Annotated in this window: 11 protein-coding genes; 8 read left to right on the plus strand and 3 right to left on the minus strand. The window is 46.1% G+C overall.

What is annotated here, in order from left to right:
• The 3 genes from B160_RS0119595 to B160_RS0119615 all read right to left on the minus strand — a co-directional run bounded on the left by B160_RS0119595 (window position 1) and on the right by B160_RS0119615 (window position 4,079).
• Window positions 1–939 carry a DUF5677 domain-containing protein gene (locus tag B160_RS0119595; protein ID WP_018629630.1) on the minus strand — a complete coding sequence of 313 codons (939 nt, stop codon included), beginning with the start codon at window positions 937–939 and terminating at the stop codon, window positions 1–3.
• A gap of 215 nt (window positions 940–1,154) precedes the next feature.
• The gene (locus B160_RS0119600; RefSeq protein ID WP_018629631.1) at window positions 1,155–1,940 is read right to left on the minus strand and encodes a hypothetical protein; all 786 of its coding nucleotides are present in this window, start codon (window positions 1,938–1,940) and stop codon (window positions 1,155–1,157) included.
• A 1,044-nt stretch (window positions 1,941–2,984) separates the two neighbouring features.
• Complete coding sequence (locus B160_RS0119615; RefSeq protein WP_018629634.1) at window positions 2,985–4,079, minus strand: endonuclease/exonuclease/phosphatase family protein; 1,095 nt, start codon at window positions 4,077–4,079, stop codon at window positions 2,985–2,987.
• 221 nt (window positions 4,080–4,300) lie between these two features.
• Between B160_RS0119615 and katG the strand changes: the two genes are divergently transcribed.
• The 8 genes from katG to B160_RS0119660 all read left to right on the plus strand — a co-directional run bounded on the left by katG (window position 4,301) and on the right by B160_RS0119660 (window position 13,815).
• Entirely contained in the window at window positions 4,301–6,577 is a 2,277-nt protein-coding gene (gene katG / locus B160_RS0119620; protein ID WP_026309884.1) for a catalase/peroxidase HPI, read from the plus strand.
• 366 nt (window positions 6,578–6,943) lie between these two features.
• The gene (locus tag B160_RS0119630) at window positions 6,944–7,210 is read left to right on the plus strand and encodes a hypothetical protein (protein WP_018629637.1); all 267 of its coding nucleotides are present in this window, start codon (window positions 6,944–6,946) and stop codon (window positions 7,208–7,210) included.
• A 48-nt stretch (window positions 7,211–7,258) separates the two neighbouring features.
• Window positions 7,259–7,936 (plus strand): response regulator transcription factor, encoded by a 678-nt coding sequence (locus B160_RS0119635; protein WP_018629638.1) that lies wholly within the window; start codon window positions 7,259–7,261, stop codon window positions 7,934–7,936.
• On the plus strand, window positions 7,933–9,192 hold the full coding sequence (locus tag B160_RS0119640; protein ID WP_018629639.1) for a sensor histidine kinase: 1,260 nt from the start codon (window positions 7,933–7,935) through the stop codon (window positions 9,190–9,192). The genes B160_RS0119635 and B160_RS0119640 overlap by 4 nt, the downstream gene beginning before the upstream one ends.
• Window positions 9,193–9,297: 105 nt before the next feature.
• The gene (locus B160_RS0119645) at window positions 9,298–9,714 is read left to right on the plus strand and encodes a PepSY-like domain-containing protein (RefSeq protein WP_018629640.1); all 417 of its coding nucleotides are present in this window, start codon (window positions 9,298–9,300) and stop codon (window positions 9,712–9,714) included.
• Between the two features lie 33 nt (window positions 9,715–9,747).
• Window positions 9,748–11,916 carry a TonB-dependent receptor gene (locus B160_RS0119650; RefSeq protein WP_018629641.1) on the plus strand — a complete coding sequence of 723 codons (2,169 nt, stop codon included), beginning with the start codon at window positions 9,748–9,750 and terminating at the stop codon, window positions 11,914–11,916.
• A 45-nt stretch (window positions 11,917–11,961) separates the two neighbouring features.
• Window positions 11,962–12,744, plus strand: coding sequence for a phosphatase PAP2 family protein (locus tag B160_RS0119655; RefSeq protein WP_018629642.1), 783 nt, complete (start codon window positions 11,962–11,964; stop codon window positions 12,742–12,744).
• Window positions 12,745–12,849: 105 nt separating this feature from the next.
• A complete protein-coding gene (locus B160_RS0119660) occupies window positions 12,850–13,815 on the plus strand; it encodes an ion channel (protein WP_018629643.1) in 966 nt (321 codons plus the stop codon).

The following is a 13,815-nucleotide window of genomic DNA, read 5'->3' on the forward strand; positions in this document are numbered from 1 at the left end:
TCAATTAATTTTCATCCCATAGCTGTTATTGTCCTTTAAGTACTGTTTTAATTCGGGGTGAATGCGGACTACCTCCTCATCGAGGTAATTCTGGATAAATGGCGCTATTTCATATTGACAGTTTTCGGGTGGTTCCATTCCGCAATTCATATAGTCAGCCATATCAGACGATGAAATTAAAGTCGCATCTACCATTATCATTAATACCAAAAAGAATGTGGTTATATAGGAAGTTCGGATGCATACATTCTTAAAGTAAGTATCAAGATCCTTATCCCAAGGGCGAATCATATTGTGTGCTGTAAATTGCCAACCATTATTGTGAACATAATTATTTAGCTTTTGGCTAAGTTGTTCCCAGTATCGCTTAAGATTGTAGCTAGAAAGTATTGTATCGATATTGTCGTTCTGCTTCAACACCTTCATATAATTTTCGAAACTCAAAATCCTTGTTCTTATCTTAGAGGGCAGTTCATTTACCTTATTCCTCAACCAGGCCGAAACCGCCTTTTCATCATCGGTCATGTTGGGATTAAAGCGCAGATTTGAAAATGACGATAAAAACTTGTCGGAATCTGTCGTGTTAATATTCTCTACATCTGCCTCAACAAAAGATTCACGTCGATTTATAACACTTAAAACGTAGACAAACATAACCAGGTCATCTCTTAGCCTTCTGATCAGCATATTGGCATCGGCAAAACTTCCTATCGAACAACAAAGCTTGATACTCCTTAATGTTTGAACGGCGTTATCTAGCAGATCTATATTGAAAAAGTGTATTTCGCTATCCGTAAATAGGGAAATAATTCGGCCATTGTAATTTATTAGGTTGGAAAGGCTATTCAAGAAGGATGTGCTTTTATCAAACTCTTCAACAAATGTCTTATAGCTTTCAGTATCGCCAACTTGTCTTTCGGGACTTAACTCGAATTCCATATTCTAATATTTATTAACCTATCAGCTCCGACAGAATGTTCAATTTAATGGATTAATTCGAATATAACGAAACTAACTACTCCAAACTGCATCTTATAATTCCACCTGTCTACTTTCCAACCCATTCTTTAACAGCTTCGCTCTGGCTGATGATTACCAGTTCCTTCGGGTGGCTCAATGATAAGCGAGCAGTTCCAATAGATTACTTTAGCTTTTTAGCGAAATTTCCGAATGACTGTGCAGGCGTAAAGTAAACCTTCCAATTCCCCCCTTAATTTGGCACGATCAAGGGTCGAATCATTATCGTTTTCAATTAAGCGTTTTTCAAGTTGTTCTTTTCTTAGGATCAATTGTTCCAAGATAGTTTCAAAAGACTTTTCAGAGCTCATCAAAAGACCTTGTATTTCACGCTCTCCTTTTGCTAGGAAGTGCATGTTTTTTATGTAATCGTCAAGAAGCACTAGGAAACTGTCTGAATCGTAAAGAAATTGAGTTGTAAGATGCAGGAATTGCTGAAACTGCTCTAATGTAATTGGAGTACCGTTCTTTCGAGAATCCGGCCTGTTTTTATGCCCATGCTCGGTGTTCACCCTCATCCAAAGATCTTCTACGCTGTCTCGAAAATCTATTTCAATTTTAAATCGCTGCTTTTCATTTCCTGAAAAATACCGAACAATGATCCAATCTTTTGATTTCAAATGAATATAACACTCGCCTTCATCCAACTTGGACTCATAAATATGTTTCACTGCAAGCGAATAGTGGTCCATAAAAACTTCACGGAGAATCTGTTTCACTTTTGTAAATTGATCGCTGGCCGGCTTTCGTATATCTCCCTGCTTTAGCTTGGTCACTGCAACAGATATGTATTGATAATGTTCTACCTCTTCGTCCACTTCCACTTGATAGTCCGGGTTCCACCGGATCAACTGCGGCATTTGTCTCGAACTCCATCCGTCGTCCACTTTTCTTGAATAATAGTATTTGTCTTCTTTAGCCATGTATCGGGTTTGGCAAGAAAGTTAAATATTATTTCTTGCTTTAGAAAAGAGTAACAGGCCTTAGTTAATCCTTGATAGCAGTTACAACAACTGAGATTTTTTCACTAATGACCCGCCAATAAATATGGTTATAGGATACTGATTTTTTCTTGGACAGTATGTCCGTTTTTTTTATCTTGCAAGCACTGCCTGAAAAAGGGTAATTGTAGTAAGTTCTTGTAAAATAAGGTTAAATAACCCTTACTTTTTTTGTTGGATTTTTTTACAAAAAAGTACGTTTACTTTTTGTACCCCGCCTTTCCAAACCCAACGCTAACAAGGGTTTGTACTTTCTGTATCGGAAAGTGAACGGGTTATTTCAGTTGACGCCATTTTACATCATTTTTATGGATGTCTTGTACCTCTTTTGTACCTTTTGCCAAAAGTTCATTGAACAAAAAGGGTATTTTGGAAAGGTTGGGTAGAGGACGGCAGCTACAGGCAGTTCCAGTCATTAACTGGCAGTTCGCGGCAGTTCAAGTCATTTAGCGATCTACTAGCATCCTAAAGGAACGCATCAGAAAGACAATGATGTTCAGGGCAAGAAAGAAGTTCCTTCCGTCTGTCAGTTCTGCAGCCTTGTATATCTGGTATCTGCACTTCATCCGGACTCCTCCGCTTTGAAAAGTATCCGGAATGGTTTCTAGAATAATAGGATCTCCGGCAGATGAATGCTGATCTTTGGCGGAATGCTTTTGGTTTGTTGTCCTTAGAAGCTGTTTAAAAACAGATGGGTTTAATTATTTCCTGGGAGTTCTATCTTTGGAGTTGCTTAAACTTTTTCGGGCTGTAGCAAACAGGCAGCCCGATGGAGCTTTGTACCGCCTCGTTGATCCATGTTATCGGCATAATGCCCTTAAAGGGCCGGCCCCTGGGAGCCTCTACTGATAAAAAACCGGGAGTACAATTTTTGACCCCCATCGGGTCGGTATATTGAAAAAGTCGAAGCAGCTTCTTGGGGTTCTGGTTATACGGAACCTGTTTAGCGGTGAATATTGGATTGACCTAAGAGGGACTTTCGCTCTGTTGCGGCGGGCGTTGCCGGGAGTCCAGATAATCATCGGTATAATCGATGCAGATCTCTACCCACATGGGCAAGTGGTCAGACATTTGGTAAGTGCGCCAGTAGGTCTTGTAATAGGCGCTCTTGTTGGCACGGGGCGTGCCTGCTGCCGTCGTCTGGTAGGCTTCGCCCATATCTTGGACATATGTTGTTTCATCGGCTTCCCGGAACACTACATCATAGTAGTCAAATACACCCGCCTTTCCGGTGGTATTAAAGCGCCCCGGCCTTACTTTAAAAGCGATCTGATCGTAAAATTTGTTCTTTAAGGCATTGGAAGGCAATTGCTGCAATTCCGGAGGAATGACAAATCCGGCATTGACAATGGCTGCATAAGTGGAGTCGGCAGGCCGGTAAATATTGAAGTCGCCCAATAGTATATTGTTGTTGGACCACTCCGTTGTACCGTCTGCCCGTTTGGACAGGGTAGAGGCGATCGTTTGTATTTCACGGACCCGGTCGGGATTATCCGGTTGGTCCTCGCCGTATAAAATATGCACTGTGGTCAGCTGGAAGTTGGTCCAGCCGGCTGTAAAGCCGCAGGTGTAAGGCGTACGTGCCAATTGTTGTATGGGTTCATAAACTGTCTGTCCTGTTTCTGGGTCCTTTCTCTGGAAGGGCGGCAGCACCAATTCTCCCGCCAGACCGCCAAATTTTACTTTCCGGGTATCAAATACAAAAGCCAGCCGTTCTTTGTTGCCCTGGCTGCCGGCTGTAACATCGGTAATAACATAGTGCCAGTTGCTGCCTAAGAGCTGTATTAATTTTTTGAGTGCCTGCAGATCATCCCGTACTTCCTGGATAGCAATGATGTCAAAATGGGCAACGATCTCCGCGATATAATAAAAGGATTCCAGCAACCTTGCTCCATAAGCAGGAGAATCAAATTCCCGGATGTTCCAGGTTGCCAGCAGCAGGTTCCCTTCCAGCTGTTTGGCGGGCACTTCTGCTTTCAGCTTCTGGCGCAGTGCCAGCAGGCGTTGCAATGTGCGTTTGCCGGCAGGAGTGCCTGCCTGAATATACTGATAGAACGGCATAGCAGTGATTTCATGCAAAGGTAGTCATTCGGCTATTTCGATTCTTTATATTTCAGTTAATATATACCTGGTGGTGACCTCTTTTGCTAATAGATTACGATGATGTGATGATAAATTTAATCGATAAAATTTATCACGTAAATGCCCTAAGTTTGTTTTGCCTTTTACAGGGAACGATCACTGTAAGGGAGGACACTATCAATAACAAAAACTTTATAAAAATGGAAAAAGACGCAAAGGACATCAGCAAATGCCCGTTTCATAATGGCGCCTTAAAGCAACACGCTGGCGGAGGAACCAAGAACCGGGATTGGTGGCCCAATCAGTTAAGACTGAATATTTTAAGACAACATTCTTCCCTGTCCAGCCCAATGGAGGAGGATTTTAATTATGCGGAAGCCTTTAAGCGCCTCGATCTGGAAGCGGTGAAAAAGGACCTTCATACGTTAATGACCGATTCGCAGGACTGGTGGCCGGCTGACTTTGGACATTATGGAGGATTATTCATCCGTATGGCCTGGCACAGTGCCGGAACCTATCGCGTAGGTGATGGCAGGGGCGGAGCCGGCTCCGGGCAACAGCGTTTTGCGCCATTGAACAGCTGGCCGGATAATGTAAGTCTGGACAAAGCCCGGCGTCTGCTCTGGCCCATCAAACAGAAATACGGTAAAAATCTGTCCTGGGCCGATCTGCTGATCCTTGCCGGCAATGTGGCGCTGGAGTCAATGGGCTTCAAAACCCTGGGTTTTGCTGGCGGGCGCGAAGATGCATGGGAGGCGGCCGAAGATGTATATTGGGGATCGGAGACCACCTGGCTGGGCGGAGATATACGTTATGGCCATGACGGTTCTGAAGGAGTGGAAAAAAGCGGTGGTGTTCTGGTAAGTGACGACGATGCAGATGGACAGATCCATTCCCGCAACCTCGAAAAACCGCTGGCAGCGGTACAGATGGGTCTGATCTATGTAAATCCTGAAGGCCCTGACGGAAACCCGGATCCGATTGCCGCCGCAAAAGACATCCGCGATACTTTTGGCCGTATGGCTATGAATGACGAAGAAACGGTGGCCCTGATCGCCGGCGGTCATACATTTGGGAAAACACACGGTGCTGCTCCGGCCACGCATGTAGGTAAAGAGCCCGAGGCTGCCGGCATAGAGGCCCAGGGACTGGGCTGGAGCAACAGTTTTGGTAAGGGTGCAGGTGCGGACACGATTACAAGTGGACTGGAAGTGACCTGGACGCAAACACCCACAAAATGGGACAATAACTTCTTTGAAACCCTTTTTGGCTTTGAATGGGAGCTGACGAAGAGCCCGGCCGGTGCCCACCAATGGGTGGCCAAAGATGCAGAAGCCATTACGCCCGATGCCTTTGATCCGGCTAAAAAGCACAGACCCACCATGCTGACCACCGATCTTTCCCTGAGATTTGATCCTGCGTATGAAAAGATATCGCGGCACTTTTTAGAAAACCCGGATGCCTTTGCAGATGCTTTTGCCAAAGCCTGGTTCAAGCTGACGCACCGCGATATGGGACCACGTAGCCGCTATCTGGGCCCGGATATTCCGGAGGAGGAATTCATATGGGAAGATCCCATCCCGGCAGCGGATCATGCGTTGATCAATGCGGAAGACGAAGCGGTGCTGAAGGCAAAACTATTGCAGTCCGGTTTGAGCATCGCCGAGCTGGTATCCACCGCCTGGGCCGCTGCCTCCACCTTCCGGGGTGGTGATAAGCGGGGTGGTGCCAATGGCGCCCGGATCCGGCTGGCGCCGCAAAAGGACTGGCAGGTGAACAACCCGGCACAATTGCAAAAAGTGCTGCAGGTGCTGGATGGTATCCAAATGGAATTTAATGCCGCGCAAACAGACGGTAAAAAAGTATCCATAGCGGATCTGATCGTGCTGGCCGGTGCAGCCGGTATTGAGAAAGCCGCAAAAGAAGCCGGACATCCGGTTACGGTTCCTGTAACACCGGGTCGTATGGATGCATCACAGGAACAAACTGACGTGGATTCCATGGCCTTTCTGGAACCGGCAGCGGACGGCTTCCGGAACTACCGTAAGATCCAATACCCTGGTTCTACAGAGGTACTACTGATCGATAAAGCACAGCAACTGACGTTTACAGCGCCAGAGCTGACCGTGCTAATGGGTGGCATGCGGGTACTGGACACGAACTTTGACGGGTCAAAACACGGCGTGCTTACAGAACGTCCGGGACAGCTGACCAATGATTTTTTTGTAAACCTGCTGGATATGCGCACCGCCTGGAGAGCCGCATCAGAAGACCGGGAATTATTTGAAGGCTACGATCGTGGCACAGGCGCAGTTAAATGGACGGCAACCCGGGCCGACCTTGTATTTGGTTCTCATGCCGAGCTGAGGGCCATCGCTGAAGTATACGGAAGCGCTGATGGCCAGGAGAAGTTTGTAAACGATTTTGTGGCGGTGTGGGCTAAAGTGATGGACCTGGACCGGTTTGACCGGAGATGATTTGAAATACCTCTGTTTGGATTTTATAAAAAGGCAGTCTGGAAACAGATCGCCTTTTTTATTGGCCGACCATGGTGCTATATTTAAAGATCAAGAGCAATAAACCATCTTTATTTCTATGTCGTGCTTTGCCGCCGGGTAACAAAGAGAAGCGTACATATGGTTTCCCCGCCGGCAGGACCGGAACCGTGGATGAATAGCCCGGAACGGGCTGTCATGGAAGGCTCTGGGGCTTTTACAGACTACTTTTTTAATTGTAAACGTACGGATGTTTTTACGGAGAAGGGCAACGCCGTTTGTATAATTTTTTGAATATAAAACAACAAATACCAGTAAATTTGGGTAGAAACGATTAAACGATATTCTATGTTTGAAAAGTTGATTCCCAAGGAGGCGATAGAGCAATATCATATTATCCAGGCAGAGGAAGACCGCAGTATTCATTGGAAACAACATCTGAGTTATGCCGTGCGGCTGGGTAATGAATTTAAGAGCAAAACGACCGTTACATTCAATACAACCGAGGGGCCCCAGTCTGTGGAAACAACCGTATGGTCACTCACGGAAAATCATATTTCATTAAAAGGGGGCATCCTGATTCCGCTGAAGAGCATTATTGATGTTCATTTTTAGTGCCGGAAATTCAGTTTTCCTTCAGCATTATTAGTCAACTTTGAGGGTATGAATATCCTGATTGTTGAGGATGAACCTGCATTGAGCAAAAGTATCGTTACTTACCTGAAGCAGGAGGGTTATGCCTGTGCGGTAGCGGTAACCGCGTCGGATGCCCTGGCGAAAACCGAGGTATTTGATTATGATTGTATCCTGCTGGATATTATGCTGCCCGATGGAAGTGGCCTCGACCTGCTCCGGACCCTGAGGCGGGATAAACGTATGGATGGGATCATTGTGGTTTCTGCCAGGGACGCGTTGGATGATAAAATAGCCGGGTTGCAGCTGGGTGCGGATGATTACCTGGCTAAACCCTTTTATCTGCCTGAACTGAGTGCGCGCGTGGCTTCCGTGATCCGCCGCCGGAAATTTGAGGGCAGCAATGAGCTGGAGCTGAATGAAATCAAAATAGATACGGCTTCCCGCATGGTAAGGGTACATAACAATGTGGTGGACCTTACAAAAAAAGAATTTGATCTGCTCATTTATTTTATCGTTAATAAGAACCGCGTATTATCCAAAACCGCTATTGCGGAACATCTTTCCGGGTCGGATGCCGATCTGTTCGAAAACTTTGACTTTATTTATGCGCATATCAAAAACCTCAAGAAGAAACTGGCGGCTGCGGGTGCAGATGACTACCTGAAGTCGGTTTATGGAATGGGGTATAAATTTGAAGTGCTTTGAAGCTGATCCATTATATATCCACGCGGTACAGCCTGTACACGATCTTACTGGCCATTTTATCGGTACCGTTATTTTATCTGCTGGTGCAGCGTATCATGATGTATAACCTGGATGAATCGCTGGGATACCAGAAGAACTGGATCCAGAAGAAACTGGAGACCGGCCCGCCGGAAGATTTTACTTCCTATAATAATAGCGTGATCATTGTTCCTACGAAAGATACTGTGGTCCGGGACAGCTTTTACAACAAAGATATTTTTATACCGGATGATGATGAGATGGTAAAGCACCGGGTATTGGAATCGGTGATCGGTGTAAATGGGGTGTACTATTCTCTCCAGATTCAAAAATCCATGTTAGAGGATATGGATCTTGTACAAAGTATCTCTGCATTGCAATTTGTTTTTATTCTTTTCCTGCTGGCGGGCCTGTTTCTTATTAACCGTAACCTTTCCCGCAATATTTTGAGGCCCTTCCAGGATACCTTGCGCAAGCTGGCGGATTACCGGGTAGACAAACATCAAACCCCTCAGTTTGAACGGACGGCTATACAGGAGTTTGGCGAATTGAACCGGTCGCTGGACGCACTGTTATTGCGGAATGCCACCCTTTACAAGGCGCAAAAAGAATTTACGGAAAATGCAGCCCATGAAACACAGACGCCATTGGCCATCATTCAAAGTAAGCTGGACCTGTTGCTGCAAACACGCGTAAACGGGGAACAGGCGGGACTTATTGAAGAATTGACCATTAGCATTCGAAAGCTTCAGAAGTTGAATCGTACCTTATTGTTGTTAACAAAAATCGAGAACAACCAGTTCCCGGAAACGGAATCCATTGATATTAAAACGGTGGTCATGCACACGGCCGATCAATTTGCAGACATGGTCACAGAGAAGCAGATCCAACTCGAAACCGGTCCGATGGAAACCTGCCGGGTAGAAGCCAATGGACCGCTGATCGATATCCTGGTCAGTAATCTTTTTTCAAACGCGTTTCGGCATTCGACATCGGGGGGTACAATCAGGATGTCATTGACGCAACATACTTTTACGGTAAGCAATACCACCTCGGGTTCTGCATTGAACGGGGAGCAGATCTTTCAGCGGTTTCAAAAACAATCAATGGATTCAAGAAGTATGGGGCTGGGATTGGAGATCTGCAAACAGATCTGCGAGTTGTACGGGCATCAGCTTCAATACCGTTTTTTGGAGCAGCAACATTATTTTTCAGTTTCCTTTCTTAGCGCCTCCTAATTTTTTGTTAACGGAGAGCCAGGTTGCAGAAATTCCATTTTTCTACAGAATCACTTCCCAATTTTATACCGTCCGATTTTTATCCTACGCTAAAAAATATTAAAAATGAAAACGAAGATCTTACTGGCCGGCCTGTTTGCCGGCATCAGCCTCATGGGCTTCTCTCAATCGAAAAATGTTCCGGCTGCTGTAAAAACGGCTTTTGAGCACCAGTATCCCGGCACCAAAGCCAAATGGGAACAAGAGGATGGCAATTATGAAGCGGCATTTACCAGCAAAGGCGTAAAAACAAGTGTGGTATACGACAAAGACGCCAGGCTGATCGAAACCGAAACGGCCATATCCGGAGGTGCATTTCCCAAAGCTGCAAAAGATTATATAACCCGGAAAAAACTGGGCACTGTAAGCGAAACCGCTAAAATAACAAAGGCAGATGGTACCGTAAGTTATGAAGCTGAAATAAAGAAGACGGATTATTTATTTGATGAAAAAGGAACTTTTTTACGTGCACAAAAAGATTAGCCGGTAGACGCATAATAAAAACGAACGCATACGATGTACAGGATTTTTGTTTTGTTGGCGGGGTGTTTTTTTAGTTTGAATATCCATGCCCAGTCAAAACTGCGGTTTCAGTTTCAACACTCGGTTTCGAATAAGGCGGTTCCGGGCGTTACCGTTTCTGAGGACGGAAAAGCAACAACCATTGCAGATACCAGTGGCGTTGCTGCTTTACAGGTTCCTGCAGGAGCGCATCATTTTTCTTTTTCTGCGGTAGGGTATGAAAAAGCACAATTAACCATCCATATCACGCATGACACAACGCTGGTCATAAAAATGGGTGCTCTTGCTAAGGAAATGAACGAAGTGGTGATAGTGGCTACCACCCGCAATAAACAATCCATTGAGAATGCGCCTATAAAGGTGGAAGTATTGGGAAAAGAAGAAATGAATGAGGAAAACGGCATCCGGCCGGCCAATATCGCCAGTATATTGGGGGATGTAAGTGGTGTGCAGATCCAGCAAACCAGCGCTACATCGGGTAATTCCAATGTGCGTATCCAGGGGCTGGACGGAAGATATACGCAGATCCTGCGCGATGGAATGCCCCTGTATGACGGCTTTAGCGGCGGGTTTGGAATTCTTACCATTCCGCCGCTGGATCTGCAACAGATCGAACTGGTAAAAGGATCGGCTTCTACTCTATACGGTGGTGGCGCTATTGGAGGATTGGTCAATATTATTTCGAAACGGCCAACGGCGGCGCAGGAAGGAAGCATTACGCTGAACCAGACCACCTTGAAGGAAACCGATGTCAATGTCTATTTGTCGAAACGGTATAAAGGATTTGGGTATACGCTTTTCGGAGGGTATATACATCAGAACCCGGTGGATGTAAACAAGGATGGCTTTTCGGATGTGCCGAAGCTGAATAGTTATAATATACATCCGCGTTTGTTTTTCTATCCAAAAAATACCACCGTTATCCTCGGTTACAACGGGAACGTAAATAATGCGAAGGGAGGGGATATGCAGGTGTTAAAGGGACACTCCGATGCCGTGCACCAGTATTTTGAGCAGAACAATACCACCCGTCATACCGGCGAACTGGTAGTGGAGCACCATTTTGACAGTGGCAAAAGCCTGTATTTTAAAAACACGGTCAGTGATTATACCAATAATTTTGCCGATGCCCAATTGAACTATAAAGGCGATCAGCTAAGCTATTATAGTGAACTGTCCACACTGATCCCTTATGGGAATAAGAGCAGCTTTGTAGGCGGGGTAAACGTAACCGGCGACCTGTTCAAGGCAACGCATCAAAATCAGTTCATCCCGATCGCTTCGCTGAGCAATAATACCATCGGGGCCTTTGCGCAAAATACCTGGACCATAAAGGATCAGGCTGCGTTGGAACTGGGTCTGAGGGATGATTATCACCAGAAATATGGCAACTTCTTTTTGCCAAGACTGGCTTTTTTTAACCGGTTTAATGCGCATTGGGCTGCACGTCTGGGAGTAGGTTGGGGCTATAAAGTGCCCAATCCTTTTACACCCTGGTATATGGATTATACCCCGGATAAAATTGCTGCCCTGCCGGCCGATATCACGCCTGAAAAATCGGTGGGGTATAATGCGGAAGTAAATTACAAGCTCGACTGGGATGAGGGAAACAGCCTGTTCATAAACCAGGCCTTCTTCCTTACACAGATCAAAGATCCGATCTACGGAACCATTAACCCGGATGGATCGCTGTTATACCAGAACGGGAATAAAAATGTACTCAGCCGCGGTTTTGATACCTATGTAAAGACCAGGCTGAATGAATGGGAATTGTATGCCGGATATACCTATACCGTAGTAACGCGGAACTATCTGCCACAGCAGCAATTTATGCCGCTGACGCCCCGGAACCGGATGTCGTTTGTACTGGCCCGTGATTTTGAAACGGCCGGATTAATGGCCGGACTGGAAGGCTCTTATAATGGAAGCCAAAAACGGCTGGACGGATCCGGTAATCCCGGTTATATGTTTATGGCAGCGGTGATTCAAAAGCAGCTGGGCGATCATGTAACCGTGGTGTTGAACTGTGAAAACCTGCTGAATTATAAACAAAGCAATGTGGAAGCCCTGTATACCGGGTCTGTAACCGATCCTCAATTCAAACCGTTATGGGCGCCCATTGACGGAAGGGTGGTCAACCTGTCACTCCGTCTTAAATTGTAAGCACCAAAAGTTACATCCGGCTATTAAACCCATAAAAATTTACGGATGAAAAAAATCATATTCCTTTGTCTGTGTTTTGGTTTCTCCTTTTCGCTGTTAGCCCAGCAGGATTCCACGGCATCGGTGGCAGACACTGTTCCGGTGCGATCCCGGGAGTTGCCGGCCTCCGGCAGCCGGGTCCGGTTAAAGCAATTTGTTGCGCCGGCTATGCTGATCGCATTGGGCGGACTGGCAGATGGCACGAACCTGCTCAAAGGATTGAATCAAACAACAAAGAATGAAATTGTAGAAGATCATCCCGGTTTTGGAACACATATCGACAATATGCTGGAATACTCGCCCGGCGTTGCGGTATTTGCATTGCGGGCACTGGGAATAAAAGGAAAAAATACGCTGGGGCATGAAGCTATTCTATATGCCATGTCACTGGGTATAAATGCGGCATTGGTTACGCCGTTAAAGCATATTACCAATGTAGAGCGCCCGGATGGCAGCAACCGGTTATCCTTTCCTTCCGGCCATACGTCAACCGTATTTGCCTCGGCGGAGTTTCTCCGTAGAGAATACAAAGATGTATCACCCTGGTATGGTATTGGCGGCTATTTGGCTGCAACGGCAACCGGTATGCTCCGGATGTATAATAACCGGCACTGGCTAGGGGATGTGGTGGCGGGCGCAGGGTTTGGCATTGCCTCCACTAACCTGGCCTACCTCTGTTACAATAAGCTGCATATCGGACAGAAAAAGGGCCGGCAGGGCAGTACCACGTATTTTTATCCCGCCGTTTCCGGCAGGTCGTACGGAGTCGGGCTGGTAAAGAACTTTTGATGGGGATACCCGTTCGGGGTTTGATCTTATCCATTGCGAGCCATCGTTTTTTTCATAAATGCAGCTGGTGCCCCATAATCGGATTTATTTCAATAATTTCACCCTATGGCAATGGGAAGAAAACGGGCACGGGGCACAACGGTCGACAATACCGGGTTGAATACTGCGGTAACGGCAAAATATGCCCGCTTTATCAATAAAGACGGAACGGCCAATGTGATCAACCGGTCGGGTTCCATGTTTGATAAGTACAGCATTTATAACTTTTTGATCAACCTCAAAAGCTGGAAATTCGGCTTGCTCATCATTGGGTTTTATACAACCATTAACCTCCTGTTTGCCATTATCTATTACCTGTTTTGCATTCCACACCTGCAGGGACTGGTAAGGGGAACGCCGCTTGAGACTTTTGAAGAGGCCTATTTCTTTTCTTCGCAAACATTGACCACGGTAGGATATGGCCGTATCAGTCCGATCGGATTTATCACCAATACCATTGCTTCTATTGAGGCCCTGGTGGGCATCCTTACCCTGGCCATTATTACCGGGTTGCTGTATGGCCGTTTCGTAAAACCCCGGGCCTATATCCGTTTTAGCAAACATGCGGTCATTGCTCCGTTCCGTGAGGGGAAGGCGATCATGTTCCGTCTGGCACCAATAAAAAATGCCATGCTCAGCGAGGTATCCATGCAGGTTACGGCAAGCATGCTTGTAAATGAGAACGGTAAGGACAGCTACCGGTATTTTTCCCTGCCCTTGCAATTCAATACCATTAATTCGCTGCATATATCCTGGACGGTAGTGCATCCGATCAATGAGGAGAGCCCGGTGTACAATATGACCATGGCGGAGCTGGAACAGGCCGATTTTGAAATGATGGTCTATCTGAAAGCCTTTGACGAAGACTTTTCCAATACGGTGATTGCGCGTACCAGCTATACGTACAGTGAGTTGGTGAATGGTGCGAAATTTGTTCCCGTATATTATGAATCTGCGGAAGGAAAGGGGACGATTGTGGAGTTATCGAAATTGCATGAATACCAGCGGCACCCGGAGGCTTCCATCGGATGA

The sequence above is a fragment of the Niabella aurantiaca DSM 17617 genome, assembly GCF_000374125.1.
Lineage (GTDB): Bacteria > Bacteroidota > Bacteroidia > Chitinophagales > Chitinophagaceae > Niabella > Niabella aurantiaca.

Excerpts from the sequence above, each read along its gene's own strand:
- B160_RS0119595 (WP_018629630.1), bottom strand. The coding sequence starts at position 939 with ATGGAATTCGAGTTAAGTCCCGAAAGACAAGTTGGCGATACTGAAAGC.
- katG (WP_026309884.1), top strand. The coding sequence starts at position 4,301 with ATGGAAAAAGACGCAAAGGACATCAGCAAATGCCCGTTTCATAATGGC.
- B160_RS0119615 (WP_018629634.1), bottom strand. The coding sequence starts at position 4,079 with ATGCCGTTCTATCAGTATATTCAGGCAGGCACTCCTGCCGGCAAACGC.
- B160_RS0119645 (WP_018629640.1), top strand. The coding sequence starts at position 9,298 with ATGAAAACGAAGATCTTACTGGCCGGCCTGTTTGCCGGCATCAGCCTC.
- B160_RS0119655 (WP_018629642.1), top strand. The coding sequence starts at position 11,962 with ATGAAAAAAATCATATTCCTTTGTCTGTGTTTTGGTTTCTCCTTTTCG.
- B160_RS0119650 (WP_018629641.1), top strand. The coding sequence starts at position 9,748 with ATGTACAGGATTTTTGTTTTGTTGGCGGGGTGTTTTTTTAGTTTGAAT.
- B160_RS0119600 (WP_018629631.1), bottom strand. The coding sequence starts at position 1,940 with ATGGCTAAAGAAGACAAATACTATTATTCAAGAAAAGTGGACGACGGA.
- B160_RS0119635 (WP_018629638.1), top strand. The coding sequence starts at position 7,259 with ATGAATATCCTGATTGTTGAGGATGAACCTGCATTGAGCAAAAGTATC.
- B160_RS0119660 (WP_018629643.1), top strand. The coding sequence starts at position 12,850 with ATGGCAATGGGAAGAAAACGGGCACGGGGCACAACGGTCGACAATACC.
- B160_RS0119630 (WP_018629637.1), top strand. The coding sequence starts at position 6,944 with ATGTTTGAAAAGTTGATTCCCAAGGAGGCGATAGAGCAATATCATATT.